The sequence below is a fragment of the Alcaligenes sp. SDU_A2 genome (assembly GCF_038237375.1).
GTDB lineage: Bacteria > Pseudomonadota > Gammaproteobacteria > Burkholderiales > Burkholderiaceae_B > Alcaligenes.
In genome coordinates this window covers 3171366-3187017 of record NZ_CP151273.1, presented here as the reverse complement: position 1 = coordinate 3187017, position 15652 = coordinate 3171366, and the positions used below count along the sequence as shown (strand labels likewise).

General features: G+C 62.5%; 16 protein-coding genes. 3 read left to right on the top strand and 13 right to left on the bottom strand.

The annotated features are described in order from the left end of the window. Positions 1 to 87: 87 nt before the first annotated feature. Genes AADW57_RS14710 through AADW57_RS14690 form a run of 5 tightly spaced genes read right to left on the bottom strand, consistent with a single transcriptional unit; the run spans position 88 to position 6191 of the window. Positions 88 to 336, bottom strand: coding sequence for a formate dehydrogenase subunit delta (locus tag AADW57_RS14710; RefSeq protein WP_341667638.1), 249 nt, complete (start codon positions 334 to 336; stop codon positions 88 to 90). Then, positions 333 to 1196: a formate dehydrogenase accessory sulfurtransferase FdhD gene (gene fdhD, locus AADW57_RS14705; RefSeq protein WP_341667637.1), complete on the bottom strand. Its 864-nt coding sequence runs from the start codon at positions 1194 to 1196 to the stop codon at positions 333 to 335. The genes AADW57_RS14710 and fdhD overlap by 4 nt, the downstream gene beginning before the upstream one ends. Positions 1197 to 1205: 9 nt before the next feature. After that, on the bottom strand, positions 1206 to 4103 hold the full coding sequence (fdhF, locus tag AADW57_RS14700) for a formate dehydrogenase subunit alpha (protein ID WP_341667636.1): 2898 nt from the start codon (positions 4101 to 4103) through the stop codon (positions 1206 to 1208). 13 nt (positions 4104 to 4116) lie between these two features. After that, a complete protein-coding gene (locus AADW57_RS14695; protein ID WP_341667635.1) occupies positions 4117 to 5688 on the bottom strand; it encodes a formate dehydrogenase beta subunit in 1572 nt (523 codons plus the stop codon). After that, complete coding sequence (locus AADW57_RS14690; RefSeq protein WP_341667634.1) at positions 5685 to 6191, bottom strand: formate dehydrogenase subunit gamma; 507 nt, start codon at positions 6189 to 6191, stop codon at positions 5685 to 5687. The genes AADW57_RS14695 and AADW57_RS14690 overlap by 4 nt, the downstream gene beginning before the upstream one ends. Before the next feature lie 197 nt (positions 6192 to 6388). Here AADW57_RS14690 and AADW57_RS14685 point away from each other — a divergent pair, with 197 nt between their 5' ends. The 3 genes from AADW57_RS14685 (at position 6389) to mobA (ending at position 9394) form a co-directional block, all read left to right on the top strand. Continuing rightward, positions 6389 to 7495, top strand: coding sequence for a substrate-binding domain-containing protein (locus AADW57_RS14685; protein WP_341667633.1), 1107 nt, complete (start codon positions 6389 to 6391; stop codon positions 7493 to 7495). A 103-nt stretch (positions 7496 to 7598) separates the two neighbouring features. After that, positions 7599 to 8783, top strand: coding sequence for a GTP 3',8-cyclase MoaA (moaA, locus tag AADW57_RS14680; RefSeq protein ID WP_341667632.1), 1185 nt, complete (start codon positions 7599 to 7601; stop codon positions 8781 to 8783). Beyond that, the gene (gene mobA, locus AADW57_RS14675) at positions 8780 to 9394 is read left to right on the top strand and encodes a molybdenum cofactor guanylyltransferase MobA (protein WP_341667631.1); all 615 of its coding nucleotides are present in this window, start codon (positions 8780 to 8782) and stop codon (positions 9392 to 9394) included. Before moaA ends, mobA begins: the two co-directional genes overlap by 4 nt. 106 nt (positions 9395 to 9500) lie before the next feature. Here the strand turns inward: mobA and AADW57_RS14670 are convergent, their stop codons facing one another. The 8 genes from AADW57_RS14670 to AADW57_RS14635 all read right to left on the bottom strand — a co-directional run bounded on the left by AADW57_RS14670 (position 9501) and on the right by AADW57_RS14635 (position 15641). Then, the gene (locus tag AADW57_RS14670) at positions 9501 to 9695 is read right to left on the bottom strand and encodes a hypothetical protein (RefSeq protein WP_341667630.1); all 195 of its coding nucleotides are present in this window, start codon (positions 9693 to 9695) and stop codon (positions 9501 to 9503) included. Between the two features lie 202 nt (positions 9696 to 9897). Then, a complete protein-coding gene (locus AADW57_RS14665) occupies positions 9898 to 11103 on the bottom strand; it encodes a molybdopterin molybdotransferase MoeA (protein ID WP_341667629.1) in 1206 nt (401 codons plus the stop codon). A gap of 29 nt (positions 11104 to 11132) precedes the next feature. After that, complete coding sequence (gene moaB / locus AADW57_RS14660; protein WP_341667628.1) at positions 11133 to 11651, bottom strand: molybdenum cofactor biosynthesis protein B; 519 nt, start codon at positions 11649 to 11651, stop codon at positions 11133 to 11135. After that, complete coding sequence (locus AADW57_RS14655; protein ID WP_341667627.1) at positions 11644 to 12123, bottom strand: molybdenum cofactor biosynthesis protein MoaE; 480 nt, start codon at positions 12121 to 12123, stop codon at positions 11644 to 11646. Before AADW57_RS14655 ends, moaB begins: the two co-directional genes overlap by 8 nt. A 1-nt stretch (position 12124) precedes the next feature. Further along, a complete protein-coding gene (gene moaD, locus AADW57_RS14650; RefSeq protein WP_341667626.1) occupies positions 12125 to 12382 on the bottom strand; it encodes a molybdopterin converting factor subunit 1 in 258 nt (85 codons plus the stop codon). Between the two features lie 20 nt (positions 12383 to 12402). Then, positions 12403 to 12912: a cyclic pyranopterin monophosphate synthase MoaC gene (gene moaC, locus AADW57_RS14645; protein ID WP_341667625.1), complete on the bottom strand. Its 510-nt coding sequence runs from the start codon at positions 12910 to 12912 to the stop codon at positions 12403 to 12405. Positions 12913 to 13042: 130 nt separating this feature from the next. After that, positions 13043 to 13687, bottom strand: a complete 645-nt coding sequence (locus AADW57_RS14640) for a response regulator transcription factor (RefSeq protein ID WP_341667624.1) — start codon at positions 13685 to 13687, stop codon at positions 13043 to 13045. Beyond that, a complete protein-coding gene (locus AADW57_RS14635; RefSeq protein ID WP_341667623.1) occupies positions 13680 to 15641 on the bottom strand; it encodes a PAS domain S-box protein in 1962 nt (653 codons plus the stop codon). The genes AADW57_RS14640 and AADW57_RS14635 overlap by 8 nt, the downstream gene beginning before the upstream one ends. Positions 15642 to 15652: the final 11 nt, after the last annotated feature.

The following is a 15652-nucleotide window of genomic DNA, read 5'->3' as shown; positions in this document are numbered from 1 at the left end:
TCGGCTTCAGGAGCAGGGCAGGGTAGACGTTTTGGTAGGCGAAAAATTCGTGTCCGTCGGGCGGCCCATTGCCGGATGGAAAGCGTTTCAGGCGCGTGGCTCCAGTTGTTGGCGGTGTTGAATGACGGCCTCGAGCACGATAGGGGTCAGTTCGCCGGCTTCGCTTTTGCCGTCGGGGTGCTGGTCGATAAAGTCCAGCAGGGCGCGGCGCATGCGCGGGTCCCAGAATTTGCGGATGTGTTCGGCGATTTCATCCAGCCCTTGCTGGCGGTCGCTCAGGGCCTCGAAGAACAGGCCGATGCGATTGGCCATGGGAATCAGGGGAGCAATGTTCATGGTGTGGTGGCCGACACGGATTCGGCGGTATTCAGGTAGTGGGGGTGGCTGTAGAGCGTGAAAGCGCGGTCGCGGGCAAAGGCGGCCAGCATCACGCCCAGTTCGTCGGCAATCTGCACGGCATAGCGGGTGGGAGCGGAGACGGCCACCACAAAGGGTATGCCGACGGCGGCGGCTTTCTGAACCATCTCGAAGCTGGCGCGGCTGGAAATCAAGACCATGCCCTGACGCGGATCGATGCCCTGGCGCAGCAGGTGGCCCAGCAGTTTGTCCAGGGCGTTGTGGCGGCCCACATCCTCGCGCACGGCCAGGATCTGGCCTTGCAGTGTGCACCAGGCCGCCGCGTGGGTGGCACCGGTCAGGCGATGCAGGGGCTGGCTGTCGCGCAGCGCATCCAGGGCGCGAAAAATGGCATCGGCTTGCGGGCTGTGCTGCGGGACGGGCAGGGTGGGCAGGTGGCGGCGCACCTCGTTCAGACTTTCCAGTCCGCACAGGCCGCAGCCGGTGCGTCCGGCCAGTTGGCGACGGCGTGCCTTGAGCTGATGCAGGCAGGCGCTGGCAATCTCAATCTGCAGCAGGCTGCCGCGCTCGTCCTCTTGCAGGTCTATGGCGCGGATATCACTGGCGTCGCGGATGATGCCTTCCGTCACCGAAAAGCCGTAGGCCAGGTCTTCCAGGTCGGTAGGGCTGCACAGCAAGGCGGCATGGCTGATGCCGTTGTATTCCAGGGCCACCGCCTGTTCGCAGGCCAGGCTGTCGCTATCGGCCAGTGGCAGCGCGCCGGTTTGGCCTGTGGTGGTGCGCGCCTGCCGCCAGACAGTGGCGGTGGCGCTGGCTTGATGAAAATCCGCCTTGCTCACGCGGGCTCCTTAGTGGTGGGCGTGCTCGTGGTCGCCCAGGGGCTGGGAGTCGGGCGGCGTTGGCTGGCCTTGCAGCAGGCGTTGTTGGATATCGTTGAAACGATTCCAGCGGTTCTGCCAATCGGATTCGGCCGTTACGCGCTGGATTTGCACGGCGGTCACTTTGTACTCGGGGCAGTTGGTTGCCCAGTCCGAATTGTCCGTAGTGACCACGTTGGCCCCCGACTCCGGGAAGTGGAAAGTAGTATAGACCACCCCCGGCTGCACCCGTTCGGTCACCGTGGCGCGCAACGCCGTTTCGCCCGAGCGGCTCTTGACCGACACTCTGTCGCCGCTGCGTATGCCGCGATCTTCGGCATCGACCGGGTGGATTTCCAGCAAGTCTTCCGAATGCCAGGTGACGTTGTCGGTGCGGCGCGTCTGGGCCCCGACGTTGTATTGCGACAGGATGCGACCCGTGGTTAGCAGCAGCGGGAATTTGCGGCTGCTGCGCTCTTCGGTGGGCACGTACTGCGTCAGCATGAAGCGGCCCTTGCCGCGCACGAAGTGGTCGATGTGCATGGTCGGCGTGCCCTCGGGAGCCTGCTCGTTGCACGGCCATTGCACGCTGCCGCCCAGCTCGTCGATGCGGGCGTAGGAGACGCCAGCAAAGGTCGGAGTCAGGTGCGCGATTTCGTCCATGATCTGACCGGGGTGCTCGTAGTTCATGGGGTAGCCCAGAGCGCGCGCCAGCGCGCAGGTCACTTCCCAGTCGGCCATGCCGGCTTTGGGCTGCATGACCTGGCGCACGCGCGAGATGCGGCGTTCGGCATTGGTAAAGGTGCCGTCTTTTTCCAGGAAGGACGAGCCTGGCAGGAAAACGTGCGCGTATTTGGCAGTTTCGTTCAGGAACAGGTCCTGCACCACCACGCATTCCATGGCGGCCATCGCGGCCGCGACGTGTTGCGTGTTCGGGTCGGATTGGACGATGTCCTCGCCTTGGCAGTACAAGCCCTTGAAGCTGCCGCTCAGCGCGGCGTCGAACATATTGGGGATGCGCAGACCGGGTTCGGATTGCAAAGGCACGCCCCAGGCTTGCTCGAACTGATGGCGCACCGTGTCGTCGGAGACGTGGCGGTAGCCGGGGAATTCGTGCGGGAAGGAGCCCATATCGCAGGAGCCCTGCACATTGTTCTGACCGCGCAGCGGATTGACGCCCACGCCTTCGCGGCCGACGTTGCCAGTGGCCATGGCCAGATTGGCAATCGCCATGACGGTGGTGGAGCCCTGGCTGTGTTCGGTTACGCCCAGGCCGTAGTAAATCGAGCCGTTGCCGCCGGTGGCGTACAGGCGGGCCGCCCCGCGGATGTTCTGGGCAGGCACGCCGCAGACCTCGGCCATGGCTTCGGGCGAATTTTCCGGCTGGCTGACAAAAGTGCGCCATTCCTCAAACGCAGCGGTGTCGCAGCGCTCGGCCACATAGCTTTCGGCAATCAGGTGCTCGGTAGCAATGACGTGCGCCATGGCGGTCAATAGGGCCGTGTTGGTGCCGGGACGCAGGGGTAGGTGGAAATCGGCCTGGATATGCGGGGAACTGACCAGTTCGGTCTGGCGCGGATCGATCACGATCAGCCGCGCGCCCTGGCGCAGGCGTCGTTTCAGGCGCGAGGCGAACACGGGGTGGGCGGCGCTGGGGTTGGCACCGATCACCACGATCACATCGGTGTGCATGACAGAGTCGAAGGTTTGCGTGCCGGCCGATTCGCCCAGCGTCATCTTCAGGCCATAGCCAGTCGGCGAGTGGCATACGCGCGCGCAGGTATCGACGTTGTTGGTGCCGAAGGCGGCGCGTACCAGTTTTTGCACCAGGTAGGTTTCTTCGTTTGTGCAGCGCGAAGAAGTAATGCCGCCGACCGAGTCGCGGCCGTACTGGTCCTGGATACGGCGGAACTCGGAGGCGGCGTAGTCGATTGCTTCGTCCCAGGAGACTTCCTGCCAGGGATCGCTGATGCTTTTGCGTATCATGGGGTTCAGGATGCGGTCCTGGTGGGTTGCGTAGCCCCAGGCAAAGCGGCCCTTGACGCAGGCGTGGCCCCGGTTGGCCTTGCCGTCTTTCCAGGGCGTCATGCGTATGACCTTGTCGCCCTTCATTTCGGCCTTGAAGCCGCAGCCCACGCCGCAGTAGGCGCAGGTGGTGATGACGGCGTGTTCGGGCTGGCCCAGTTCGATGACGGATTTTTCCATCAGCGAGGACGTTGGGCAGGATTGCACACAGGCACCGCAGGAAACGCAGTCGCTGGCCAAAAAGTCGTCGTTCTGGCCGGCGGCCACGCGGGCCTGGAAACCGCGTTTGTCTATGGTCAGCGCAAACGTCCCCTGGACTTCTTCGCAGGCGCGCACGCAGCGGTTGCAGACAATGCATTTGCTGGAGTCGTAGGCGAAATAGGGATTGGAGGCGTCGGTAGCATCGTCCAGGTGGTTGGCTCCGTCAAAACCGTAGCGCACGCTGCGCAGGCCCACGACCCCGGCCATGTCCTGCAATTCGCAGTTGCCGTTGGCCGGGCAAGTCAGGCAGTCCAGCGGGTGGTCGGAGATGTACAGCTCCATTACGTTGCGCCGCAGCTTGTGCAGGGTGTCGTTTTCGGTATGTACGACCATGCCTTCTTCGACAGGAGTCGTGCAAGAGGCCGGATGCCCGCGGCGGCCTTCGATATCGACCAGGCACAGGCGACATGAACCGAAGGCTTCCAGTGTGTCGGTGGCGCATAGTTTGGGGATGTTGATGCCTGCCAGGGCGGCGGCGCGCATGACGGAGGTGCCGGCCGGCACTTCGATCAGTTTGCCGTCAATGGTCAGATTGACGGTGTCCGTCAGTTCCGAGGCGGGCGTGCCCAGGTCGCGTTCGCGTACGGCGATGGTTTCTTTCATGCTGTTCTCCGTCTTAGGCCTTGGCCAGGCGACTCGGTTCGTTTTTTGGGGCCAGCCCGAAGTCCTGGGGGAAATGCTCCAGGGCGGACAGAACGGGGTAGGGAACCATGCCGCCCAGGGCGCACAGGGAACCGGAATACAGGGTGTCGCACAAGTCGCGCAGCAGCTCGACATGGTTGTCCAGGTCTTCGCGGCGGCGGATTTTCTGGATAGTCTCCACGCCGCGGGTGGAGCCGATGCGGCAAGGCGTGCATTTGCCGCAGGATTCGATGGCACAGAATTCCATGGCGTATTGCGCCATGTGGGCCATATCTACCGTATCGTCAAAGGCCACCAGGCCGCCGTGGCCGACCATGGCATTGATCTTCATGTAGGCTTCGTAGTCCAGCGGCACGTCCCACTGACTTTCGGGCAGGTAGGCTCCCAATGGGCCGCCGGCCTGCACGGCGCGCAGTGGCCGTCCGCTGGCGCTGCCGCCGCCGTAGTCGTAGAGCAGTTCGCGCAGCGTGACCCCAAAGGCTTTTTCCACCAGGCCACCGTGCTTGATGTTGCCAGCCAGTTGAAAGGCCAGCGTGCCGCGCGAACGGCCCATGCCGTAGTTCTGGTAATAGGCAGCCCCCTTGGACAGAATAATGGGTACAGAGGCCAGCGAGACCACATTGTTGACCACCGTAGGCTGACCGAACAGCCCCTTGATGGCCGGCAGCGGCGGCTTGACGCGCACGACGCCGCGTTTGCCTTCCAGACTGTCGAGCAGGGCGGTTTCTTCGCCGCAGATGTAGGCACCGGCGGCCTTGCGCACCTCCAGGTCAAAGGCATGGCCGCTGCCTTGAATGTCCTGGCCCAGCCAGCCTGCGGCGCGCGCGGCTGTGATGGCTTGATTCAGGGCCTGGATGGCCAGGGGGTATTCGGAGCGCACATAGATATAGCCGTAGGTGGCACCCACGGCCAGGCCGGCAATCGCCATGCCTTCGATCAGGCACAGCGGATCGCCTTCCATCAGCATGCGGTCGGAAAATGTGCCCGAATCGCCTTCGTCGGCGTTGCAGACAATGTACTTTTGCTGCGCAGGCGCATTCAGTACGGTTTTCCATTTGATCCCGGTGGGAAAAGCGGCACCGCCGCGGCCACGCAGTCCGGAGTCGGTCACCTCTTGAACCAGTTCGGCCGCTTGCATGCTCAGCGCGCGGCGCAGCCCCTCGAAACCACCATGTGCGATGTAGTCCGGCACGCTGACCGGGTCGATGATGCCCACGCGTGCAAAGGTCAGCCGCTCCTGGTTCTTCAGGTAGGGAATGTCCTCGGTCAGGCCCAGGCGCAGGGCATGCGCGCCGCCGTGCAGCAGCCCGGCATCCAGCAGTCCGGGCAGATCCTCGCTTTGAACCGGCCCGTAGGCCACGCGGCCTTCGGTGGTCTGTACTTCTATCATGGGCTCCAGCCACAGCAGGCCGCGCGAGCCGTTGCGCACAATGCGCAGATCCTGGCCGCGCAGTCGGGCCTGTTCCGCCAGTTCGCTGGCAAGCTGGTGTGCGCCCATGGCGACGGCGGCCGTATCGCGGGGGATATAGACGGTAATGGCGGTCATGGCATCACACCTTTTGGGTTGAGCAAGGCGTCGAGCTTTTCGGGGGTGACGCGGGCGTGCGGAATGCCATCGAGCATGATGGCGGGCGACTGCGCACACAGGCCCAGGCAGTACACCGGTTCCAGGGTGATCTGCCCGTCGCTGCTGTTTTCGTGGAAATCGCAGTTCAGGCGTCGACGGGCATGCGCGGCCAGCTCCAGGCCGCCGCGCGCCTGACAGGCTTCCGCCCGACAGATTTCCAGGGTTCTACAGGCATGGGCTTGCGTACGAAAGTGGGCGTAAAAGGAGATGACGCCGTGAATCTCCGCGCGCGACAGCGCCAGGTGCTCGGACAGGACAGGCACGATGGATTCGGGCAAGTAGCCCAATGCGTCCTGAATGGTGTGCAGAATGGGCAGCAGTGCGCCTTTCTGGCCGGCGTGTTGCTGCAGGGCTTGCATGACAAGGTCCACGGGAGCCTGATCGGATGGCTCGAACGCCTGTGCGTCGGGGGGTAGTTGCATGTCTGTATGCGCGGTTTCCGCTGAAGAAACCTGCGCCTCCATGTTTTTTATGCACGCGTATGCATATTATTGAATGTGTTTTCTTTCCTAATCTACAAAGGAAATTCATTCGCTTCAATAAGCAATATTTCGCATATATAATGTTTTAAACATGTTCACAGAAACATAATACGAAAACACACACCCCCCTCCAAACCATGGCTAATCTAAAATTCAAGGCCAGGCTGCGTTCAGAATGGGTGCTGGAAAATGCGGGTGGCGCGGAACTTCCCATGCGGGATGTGTTGCGTCTGCTCGGTGCCATCGAGAGCCTTGGGCATTTGTCCGGGGCTAGCAAGGCTTGCCAGTTTTCTTATCGCCATGCCTGGGGCTTGCTGCGCAATGCAGAAAAAGAATTCGACGCTGCTTTGTTGGAAACGTCGCGGCGCAAGGGCACCAAGCTGACCGAATTTGCCCAGCGTCTGCTGTGGGCCAATCGTCGGCTGGAAGCGCGTCTGACGCCCACGCTCGAGAGCATGGCGTCCGAGCTGCAAGAGGAGCTGGGCCGTCTGTATAGTCACCAGACGGCTCATTTGCGCTTTCAGGCCAGTCACGGCTTTGCCATCGAAGGGCTGATGCGCCTGGCCAACGATATGGATATGCTGCCGCTAGAGCTGCGTTATCGCACCGCCATCGAGGCGCTGGCCTCGCTGGAGCGTGGCGATTGCGATCTGGCGGGTTTTCAGGTGCCGCTCGGGCAGTTCGAGAGCGCGGCGCTGCGGCGCTATGGCGAGTGGCTGTCGCCTGTGCGGCATCGCCTGATTTTTCTGTCCTCGCGCAATACCGGCTTGTTTGTGGAAAAAGGCAATCCCAAGAACATCAGCGGCATCGCCGATCTGGTCAGGCCGGATGTGCGTTTCGTGAATCGACAGATTGGTTCCAGCACCCGTTTTCTGGCGACCTTGCTATTGGGCCAACTGGGGGTAAACACCAGTGCGGTGCCGGGTTTTGAAACCACAGAATTGACGCATATGGCCGTGGCGGCCCATGTGGCCAGCGGCATGGCCGATACCGGTCTGGGGGTGGAGACGGCCGCATGTCGCTGCGGGCTGGATTTCATTCCGTTGGCGCAGGAACGATACTTTATTGCCGTACAGCAAGAGACGCTCGACAGCGCGCCTATGCAGAAATTGATGGCCTTGATCACCGGGCCGGCGTATGGGCAGTTCATGCAGGAGCTGGTCGGTTACGATCCGCAGGGCATGGGACGCATTTTGACGCTGGAACAGGCGTTCGGCCAGCCGGCCGATCTGTTCTGGCGCTGAAGCGGCCGGGCAGACCGCAGCGTTTCTTGCGCCGACATGCTACTTTACGAAGACACAGGACATGAGACGGGGCTGAACCCTGTCCTTGAATGACGAGAACACAATGAGCGATGACCACGGGCCCAAGCACGCGCCCCGACCTGCCGATGCAGGCCGGGCACGACCGCGCGGCGACCAGGCCGAGCGGCGGCAAGGCATTTTTTCCGATAACGATGTGTCGGAGTCCCGGCCTGCGGGCGGGCCCACGGTGCGCGCCGTCGGGGTGCCTGGGCAGCCGCTGGACACACTGCACAGGCCGCTGCGCGACCTGCGTATTTCCCTGACCGACAAGTGCAACTTCCGCTGCACCTACTGTATGCCGCGCGAGATCTTCGGCACGGACTACGAGTTCCTGCCGCATGCGTCTCTGCTGAGTTTCGAGGAGATCGAGCGGGTTGCCCGGCAGGCTGTGGCGCTGGGCGTGCGCAAGCTGCGCCTGACCGGGGGGGAACCGCTGCTGCGGCGCAATATCGAAGTGCTGATCGAGATGTTGGCAAAACTGCGTACCCCCGAGGGGAAGGCAGTGGAGCTGACTCTGACCACGAACGGCACTTTGCTGGGTCGCAAGGCACGCGCCCTGAAGGACGCAGGGCTGAACCGTGTCACGGTCAGTCTGGATGCTCTGGACGACGCACGTTTTGCGCAGTTGAGCGACAGCAGCGTATCGGTGGCCACTGTGCTCGATGGCATTGCCCAGGCGCACGCGGTGGGTCTGGCACCGGTCAAGGTCAATATGGTGGTGCGCAAGGGGCTGAACGATGACCAGATCCTGCCTATGGTGGCGCATTTCAAAGGTTCCGGGCAGATTCTGCGTTTTATCGAGTATATGGATGTGGGCACCAGCAATGGCTGGAATCTGGCCGAAGTGCTGAGCGGCGCGGATATCGTGGCGCGTATCCATGAGCGCTATCCGCTGGAGTCCGCTCAGGCCCAGTATCGGGGCGAAGTGGCCAGTCGCTGGCGTTTTGCGGACGGTTCGGGCGAGGTCGGGGTCATTACCAGTGTTTCGCAGCCTTTCTGTGGCGACTGTTCGCGCATGCGCCTGTCGCCCGAAGGGCGCTTGTTCCTGTGCTTGTTTGCATCCCAAGGGTATGATGTGCGCGCGCAGTTGCGGGGTGGGGCCTCGGATGAACAACTGGCTGCTTATCTGCATGGTGTCTGGTCCGGACGGCGGGACCGTTATTCTGAACTTCGTGGCGAACAGACTGCCGGTCGGCCACGCATCGAAATGAGCTATATCGGCGGATGATCCCTACGCATGACATCAGTGGCATTGTGCTGGCCGGCGGCCGAGCGCGCCGTTTTGACCTGTCCGGTCAGATCGACAAGGGCTTGGTGGTGCTGGCTGGCCAGCCATTGGTGCAGCATGTCGTGCGCCGCTTGCGGCCGCAAGTCGGTCCGGTGCTGATCAGCGCCAATCGTAATCCCGAGCAGTATGTGCATTGGGGGCGTGTTGTGCCGGATATGGCTGGATTGGATGGCTATCTTGGACCCTTAGCTGGCTTGGCCAGTGCGTTGGAGCAGGTGACGACACCCTGGGCCTTGTCTTGTCCGGTGGATTTGCCTTTTGTACCTGCCGATCTGGGCCAGCGATTGGCCAAGGCGGTGTGCGAGCGAGATGCGCCGGCGGCCTATGTGCAGGCCGAACGCACGCATCCTTTGTGTCTGTTGGTCCGAGCCGATCAGGCGGCGTCGTTGAAACAGTATCTGCTGGGCGGAGAGCGCCGTGTCATGGACTGGCTGCACAGCGTCGCAGCCGTGCCGGTGGATTATTGCGATGCACCGGCCCATGCATTTTTCAATATCAATACGCCCCAGGATCTGGAGACGGCGCAGTCCTTTGAGCCTGGCTTGCGGTGAGGGCGGAAACGCTTTCACATATTTCTGCGGTGGGCCCAAAAAGGTTCTTCGAAGAACTCCGGGAGCCAATTTACCCAGTCGATGAGGAACTGGCTTTTTGAGCCGTTCAAGGCGCAGCACGCTCGAAAAGGGCGGGTTGGATGGCTTGCCGCAGGCGGGGCGTGGGGACGGGGTGCAAGCGTCGTTCTGTTTGACGGCGGCGCTTGTTGCTCGCCTGGGAGGCGAGCAACCCGCCGGAGTTAACGACGCGCACGGCCATGCGCCCCGACCAGGGCACCGGCGCGACGCGCCGGCAAGCCATCAGCCCTGTCCGAGCGTGCTGCGCCTTGAACGGCTCAAAACACCGACGACATCGCCCCGGCCTGGCGAGAAAGGCACCGCTGCGCCTGGCCCAAACGGCCCATTTAATACGAAGCAAGCCCCGACATCTTTCGACAAAAAAATGCCGGTCAGCTGAGTGCTGACCGGCATCGGTCGATCGGAGAGCCGGGACAGTCAGGCCATCAGGCTTGCCACTGACTGTACTCGTACAGACGCACTACGTCGCCGGGCGCGACATGGGTGTCGGCGGGGATGCGGGCCAGAGCCTGGGCCCAGGGCAGGGAGCTGATCACGCCCGAGCCCTGATTGCTGAAAGGCTGCGCCAGCAGGCGTCCCTGTTCGTCGCTGCCCACCTGGACGCGGATGAACTCCTCGCGGTCGCCTTCAAAGTGACGTTCGCCCTGCAGGATGGCGTGGCGAACGGTCGGCAAGGTGTCGCGGCGACCTTGCAGGCGGCGAATCAGCGGGGACACCATCAAGGAGAACACGGCATAGGAGGACACGGGGTTGCCGGGCAGGCAGACCAGCGGTTTGTCCTGCACATAGGCCAGGGCCAGGGGTTTGCCGGGTTTCATGCGTACTTTCCACAAATCCAGTTCGCCGCCTATGGATTCGATGGCAGGTTTGACCAGATCTTTCTCGCCCACGGATACGCCGCCTACAGTCAGGACCAGATCGCAGTCGGCCAGCAGCGATTGCAGCGCGTCGCGGATGGCCTCCAGCGTGTCTGGGGCATGCAGGGCACGTACCCGGGCGACGTCCAGCGCAAGCAGTTGCGCCCGCAGCATGGGGGCGTTGGAGTTGTAGATCTGGCCGGGCAACAGGGGTTGGCCGGCCGGTGTCAGTTCGTCGCCGGTGGTCAGGATGCCTACGGTCAGGCGTTGGTAGACAGACAGGCGGGCATGGCCTTGGGCCGCCAATTGGGCGATATGCGCGGCACTCAGTTTTGTGCCGGTCTGGATCAGAACCTCGCCCACGCGCATGTCCTCGCCACGGCGGCGGATATTGACGCCTGCTTCGGGCATTTCCAGGATGCGCACGCCGTGTTCGTCTTCCTGGCAGTTTTCCTGGATGACGACAGTGTCTGCGCCAGGAGGCAGCAGACTGCCGGTAAAGATGCGGATGGCCATGCCTGCTTTAAGCGTTTCGGGCATGTCGCCGGCATAACAGCGCTGCTGGATGGGCAGGACGCGGCCCTCGGCCAGATCGGTCAGGCGCACGGCATAGCCGTCCATGGCGCTGTTGTCGGCCGGGGGCATATCCAGCTGAGCCTGTATATCCTGGGCCAGAATGCGGCCCAGCGCATCGGCCAGCTCGCAGACTTCGGTTGTTTCGGGATAATGGCCTGCCCGGGCCAGGCGTTGTTGGGCTACGTCAAATTCGATCATCGGTGTTCAGGGGTCCGTATACACAGGGCCTAGCGCAGGTATTGCGAGGCGAAGTTGCAGGGGCGGTGTCGGCTATCCAGTTGCTGGCGCAAAATACCTTCCCAGGCCAATGTGCAGGCACCGGGCGAGCCGGGCAGGCAAAATATCAGGGTCTGGTTGGCGGTGCCTGCCAGGGCATCCGATTGCAACGCCGACGAGCCTATGTCCTGGAAAGACAGGTAGCGGAACTGTTCGCCGAAACCGGTAATGACCTGGTCCAGCAGGGGCGTGACGGCCGCGATGGTGGATTTTTTATGGCTGAAGCCGGTGCCGCCGTTGCACAGAATGATCTGTATGTCCGGGTTGGCGATCCATTGGCTGAGTATGGCGCGCACCGCGTAGATGTCGTCGCGGCTGATGGCGCGCTGCACACAGCGGTGACCACTGTCTTGTAGGCTGGCGGCCAGATAGTCGCCGGAGGTATCGTCGTTCGGGCCGCGCTTGTCCGAAATGGTCAGCACGGCGGCGGCCAGGCTGGCCGCAGGCAGGTCGGGTTGGGCTTTAGACATGGTGGGGCGAGTCGGGGGTGGTATTCCAGGAGTCGGTCTTGTCCGTATCGCTGTCGCGTTGCTGGACCCAGAAGCGTTGGCCGTCGGCCAAGGTTTCGCGTTTCCAGAAGGGGGCGCGGGTCTTGAGTACGTCCATGATGAATTCGCAGGCGCGAAAAGCATCGCCGCGATGGGCGCTGGTCACGCCCACATAGACGATCTGGTCGGTCAGGTGCAGTTCGCCCACGCGATGCACGACCAGCGTGTCCAGAATGGGCCAGCGGGCACGGGCCTGGGCGCATACGTCGTTGATCTCGCGCTCGCACATGCCGGGGTAGTGTTCCAGAAACAGCGATTGCGTGGGCGTGCCATCAGCCTGATCGCGCACATAGCCCACGAAGGTGACCATCGCCCCGGCCTTGCCGCCTGCCGTGCTGCGCAGTTGCGCATTCAGGGCGGCCACATCGAAATCCTGCGTTTGCACGACAACCATGTCAGCCTCCGGTAACAGGTTCAAATACCGCGATCTCGTCGCCGGCGCGTACCGGGTCGCTGGGGCGGGCATGGAATTGGTTGACGGCGACTTTCAGCCGTCCCGACATGTCCTGCAGTTCGGGATAGCGCAGTACCAGAGCGTCCAGCCATTGTTGCACGGTGCCGTCCTGCGGCCAGTCCCAGCTTTCCTGGCGCACGCCGGTGCGTTCGGCCACCTGGGCAAAGTACAGGACGCGCAGCGTCGTGGGGGTAGTCATGAAAACCTCCGTGAACCAAGTCAGAGGGCGGCTGTCCAGGTGCCGCTCTTGCCGCCGGTTTTTTCCAGCAGGCGGGTCTGTTCGATGATGATGCCTTTGTCGGCCGCCTTGCACATATCGTAGATGGTCAGCGCAGCCACGCTGCAGGCCGTCATGGCTTCCATTTCCACGCCCGTGGTGTAGCGTGTGCGACAGGTGGCCAGCACGGCGATGGTGCCCGTGACGGCATCGCTTTCAAAGTCTATGCCTACGAAATCCAGCGGCAGGCTATGACACATGGGAATCAGCTCGGCACAGCGCTTGGCGGCCAGGACGCCGGCCACGCGGGCGGTATTGAGAACTTCGCCCTTGGCATTGCGGTTGGCCGACAGCAGCTCGAAGGCGGCCGGGCTCAGGCGCACGATGCTGCGCGCCGTGGCCGAGCGCGCAGTAGTGGTTTTGTCGCTGACATCGACCATGCGGACTTTGCCGTCCTGGTCCAGGTGGGACAGGTGCAGTCCGGCAGCGGCCGGGGTGGTGGTATCGCTCATGGGTGCTCCGTGAGCCGCGCATGCGGGGATGGCGCAGCTCTATTTACTTTATGTTTTCATTATATACATCGGGGCCAGGCCTGCCTGCGGGATGGATGGCCTGATGGCAGGGACATGCTTGATCCCGGGTTCAGTTTGTGGCCGATCCGGTGCCGGAGCGCAAGCGAATCGGGTCTACGCAGCGGGCCAGCTCCAGCAGGGAGCGTGCCTGCATTTTGTCCAGCGCGCGCGCCCGATGCACTTCTACGGTGCGCATGGTGATGTTCAGATCTTCGGCAATTTGCTTGTTCAGTCGTCCTTCCAGGGCCAGCCCCAGCACTTCGCGTTCACGTTGCGACAGGGTGTCGAGCCGCCGCTCCAAGGCGTTTTCGCTGGCACGTTCGGCCTGACTCAGCCGGTAGCTGCGCAGCACTTCCAGGACGCGGTCCACCAGATCATTGTCGTTGAACGGTTTTTCGATGAAGTCGGCCGCGCCTTGTTTCAGGGCGTTGACGGCCAGTGGCAGGTCGCCGTGTCCGGTCAGAAAAATGACCGGTAGCGTGGCGTGCATCTGACGCAGGCGCTCGAATACTTCCAGCCCGGAGATGCCGCCCAAGCGTATGTCCAGCAGGATGCAGCCGCTGGTCTCGGGCGTCATGGCCTGTAAAAAGGCTTCGCCGCTGCTCCAGACTTGCGTGTCTACCTGACGGGTGGAGAACAGCCAGGACAGGGCGTCGCGGATGGCGTCGTCGTCATCAACAATGTGGACCAGGGGGGCGGATATGGGCTTAGTCATGTTCGTTCAAGGGCAGGGAGAACAGGAAAGTGGCTCCGTAGGGGGCTTCGTTCTCGAACCAGAGTTGACCGTGGTGCAGTTCGACAATGGAGCGGCAAATGTTCAATCCTATCCCCAGTCCGTCGGTTTTAGTAGTGGTAAAGGCCTGAAATACCTCGGACATGATGTTCGATGACACACCCGGCCCCTGGTCGGCGACCATGATCAGCACGGTGGTCTCGCGTTTCAGCATGGTCACCTCCAGCACGCGGCGGGGCGCGGGCAGATCGGACATGGCCTCGGCGGCATTGCGCACCAAATTGAAAATGACTTGCTCCAGCAGGACTTTGTCGCCCAGGACTGGCAAGGTTGTGGGGTGTGGGGGCAGGCGCAGTTGTATGTCGTGGCGGGTCAGATCGGCCCGTGCCAGCGCCAGTGCGCCGTGCAGGGCATCAACCAGATTCAGGGGGATCAGTTGTGGGTCGCGTTTGCGCACGAAATCGTGGATGCGGTGAATGATCAGCCCGGCGCGCCGTGTCTGTTCGGCCAGACTTTCCATGCTGCGTGTGAGCAAAGCCGGGTCGGCCTTGCCGGCGCGCAGCAGATTCAGCGCTCCGGCCGCATAGCTGGCGATGGCCGACAGGGGCTGGTTCAGCTCGTGCGCCAGGGTAGAGGCCATCTCGCCCATCGTGATCAGCTTGGCCGTGTGGTGTAGTTGCTCGGATTGTGAACTGGCCAGGGCTTCGGCCTGCTTGCGCGAACTGATGTCGATAATCGAGCCTATCCAACCCACCTGCTCCCCCTGCGCATCGATCAAGGGCGATTCAAAGACCTGCACATCCAGACGCGAACCATCCGTGTGCTGGAAACGCGTCTCGAAAACCTGCACGGTCGGGGTGCGTTGCAGGCGGTCGCGCCGCTCCAGGGTTTCGTCCATCATCTCCGGCACCCACCAGGGCATGGGTGGCGCCAGCCCGATAATCTGCTCGCTGTCCATGCCCACCAGCCGGCAGAAAGCCGGATTGACATACAAGATGCGTCCGTCCAGATCGCGTGCACGCATGCCGGTGATCATGGAGTTTTCGATGGCGCTGCGAAAGGCTTGCTCTTGCAGCAAGGCATACTCGGCATCGCGGCGCTTGCGGGCATAGTGGTGCTGAATAACCAGATTGACTACGGCCAGCAAAGCCAGGCCGACGATGACGGTCAGCAACAAGGTAAAGGTTGGAATGCGCTTTTGCTGGTAGGGCGTGATGAGCAGGCGCAGGCCGTGCAGCGGCGGGTCAACCGACATGGCGTGGCGCAGCGCTTGGCTGTCCGGCTCGCCTTTGGAGCGCGTGGCCAGCACTGTATCGCTGTTGTCCACCAGAGTGACGTGGTAATGCTCGGCGATCCACCAGGGGACGTTTTCCGTCAAAATTTTGTGCAGCGAAAAAGTGGCGCGCAGCGTGCCGGCCAGTTCATTGTTTTCGTACACGGGCACGACCAGATCCAGAACGGGTTCCTGGTGTTCCCGCGAGCGGTACACGGGCAGCCAGGTGGCTTTGCGCGGTGTGGCCACATGGGCGGCGATGCGTGTGTCCGCGCCCGGTGGACGCACGAGTAAAGTGGTGCCGAAGCGGTCCTGGATCACCACTTTGAGCAAGTCCGGGTGAATGGTCTTGAAGTGTTGCAACAGGGTTTGCGCTTCGCGTGTATCGCCCAGCCGGTCGGACATGCTCAGTTCATCGGCGATGCGGTTCAGATTGTTCTCGTGCGAGCGCAACTGAAATGACAGGGACTGCTCGACCCACAAGGCATTGCGTATCAGCTCGTCTGACTGTTCGTCGCGACGTTCGGAAAGCACGGCCCAGGCGAACACGCCCATCAACAGCACGATAACGACGATGGCCAGCATGGGCACGTAGGGATTCAGGGGATGGGGGGCCTGGGCGAGCGAAGCGGCGGGGCCATCGGGGTGGGCTGGGCGGTTCATGACAAAGGATT

What these genes read in the sequence shown, in the direction of transcription:
- AADW57_RS14710 (WP_341667638.1), bottom strand. Translation starts at nt 336, where the DNA reads ATGAACATTGCTCCCCTGATTCCCATGGCCAATCGCATCGGCCTGTTC.
- fdhF (WP_341667636.1), bottom strand. Translation starts at nt 4,103, where the DNA reads ATGAAAGAAACCATCGCCGTACGCGAACGCGACCTGGGCACGCCCGCC.
- AADW57_RS14695 (WP_341667635.1), bottom strand. Translation starts at nt 5,688, where the DNA reads ATGACCGCCATTACCGTCTATATCCCCCGCGATACGGCCGCCGTCGCC.
- AADW57_RS14690 (WP_341667634.1), bottom strand. Translation starts at nt 6,191, where the DNA reads ATGCAACTACCCCCCGACGCACAGGCGTTCGAGCCATCCGATCAGGCT.
- AADW57_RS14685 (WP_341667633.1), top strand. Translation starts at nt 6,389, where the DNA reads ATGGCTAATCTAAAATTCAAGGCCAGGCTGCGTTCAGAATGGGTGCTG.
- moaA (WP_341667632.1), top strand. Translation starts at nt 7,599, where the DNA reads ATGAGCGATGACCACGGGCCCAAGCACGCGCCCCGACCTGCCGATGCA.
- mobA (WP_341667631.1), top strand. Translation starts at nt 8,780, where the DNA reads ATGATCCCTACGCATGACATCAGTGGCATTGTGCTGGCCGGCGGCCGA.
- AADW57_RS14670 (WP_341667630.1), bottom strand. Translation starts at nt 9,695, where the DNA reads ATGGCTTGCCGGCGCGTCGCGCCGGTGCCCTGGTCGGGGCGCATGGCC.
- AADW57_RS14665 (WP_341667629.1), bottom strand. Translation starts at nt 11,103, where the DNA reads ATGATCGAATTTGACGTAGCCCAACAACGCCTGGCCCGGGCAGGCCAT.
- moaB (WP_341667628.1), bottom strand. Translation starts at nt 11,651, where the DNA reads ATGTCTAAAGCCCAACCCGACCTGCCTGCGGCCAGCCTGGCCGCCGCC.
- AADW57_RS14655 (WP_341667627.1), bottom strand. Translation starts at nt 12,123, where the DNA reads ATGGTTGTCGTGCAAACGCAGGATTTCGATGTGGCCGCCCTGAATGCG.
- moaD (WP_341667626.1), bottom strand. Translation starts at nt 12,382, where the DNA reads ATGACTACCCCCACGACGCTGCGCGTCCTGTACTTTGCCCAGGTGGCC.
- moaC (WP_341667625.1), bottom strand. Translation starts at nt 12,912, where the DNA reads ATGAGCGATACCACCACCCCGGCCGCTGCCGGACTGCACCTGTCCCAC.
- AADW57_RS14640 (WP_341667624.1), bottom strand. Translation starts at nt 13,687, where the DNA reads ATGACTAAGCCCATATCCGCCCCCCTGGTCCACATTGTTGATGACGAC.
- AADW57_RS14635 (WP_341667623.1), bottom strand. Translation starts at nt 15,641, where the DNA reads ATGAACCGCCCAGCCCACCCCGATGGCCCCGCCGCTTCGCTCGCCCAG.